Source organism: Haloferula sp. A504 (assembly GCF_044385805.1).
Classification (GTDB): Bacteria; Verrucomicrobiota; Verrucomicrobiia; order Verrucomicrobiales; family Akkermansiaceae; genus Haloferula.
In genome coordinates this window covers 1-820 of record NZ_JBISBU010000172.1, presented here as the reverse complement: position 1 = coordinate 820, position 820 = coordinate 1, and the positions used below count along the sequence as shown (strand labels likewise).

At 65.5% G+C, this 820-nt stretch carries 1 protein-coding gene; it reads left to right on the top strand.

The features are described 5' to 3' along the window. Positions 1–47: 47 nt before the first annotated feature. Positions 48–820, top strand: a 773-nt coding sequence (locus ACG2LG_RS24010) for a transposase (RefSeq protein WP_396263421.1), incomplete at its 3' end; no start/stop codon positions are given.

The following is an 820-nucleotide window of genomic DNA, read 5'->3' as shown; positions in this document are numbered from 1 at the left end:
TGACGGAGCTGCCCTGACGTTCGCTTTCATGGCACTCTAACATGGCCATGAAAGCAACACTCCAACCCTCGATCTACCGCAACCAAAGCGCGAAGCTCAACGCCCTCTTCCAGCGTGCCGGCGATCCTCGAAAGGTCCTCTGCGTCGCCTTCGACTTCGCCAAGACCAAGCACCTTGCCCTGTGCTGCGACGGCAACGGAGAGATCCTGCGAAAGCCCTTTCCCGTCGAAAACAACCGCGCCGGCATCGACTTCGTCGTCGAGGCCATCGAAACCACCGCCGGTCGCCGCAAGATCCCCCAAAGCCAGATCTTCCTCGGCGGCGAGGACGAGCCGCCCTACGTCTCGAACTTCCTCACCGCGCTGCGTGAAAGGGGATACCTCGTCATGCGCGTCAACGCGTTCGAGGCAAAACACAACCGCTCCGACCATCACGCCAGCACCGACGCGATCGACCTCCTCGGCATCGCCCACACCCTCATCTCGCGCCGCGCCCGCGACACCGAGCCCGCCGACGACAGTGTCTACCAGCACCTGCGCGAACTCACCCGCATGCGCCGCACCCTCGTGCGCCAGCAGACCGCCAGCCGCAACCGCATCCACGCCATCGCCGACCAACTCTTCCCCGGCTTCCTCGACGCCGCGCGTTCCGGGATCGGCTCGTTCACCGAGGCGTCCCTCACCCTCATGGAGGAGCGATTCAGCGCGCCTGAAATCGCCCGCCGCCGCCACTCGTCGCTGAGTTCCATGCTCTGTCGCCACGGCATCCGCGACCACGACGAGGCCGCCGCCAAGCTCATCGAGTTCGCCCGCCAGGCCCT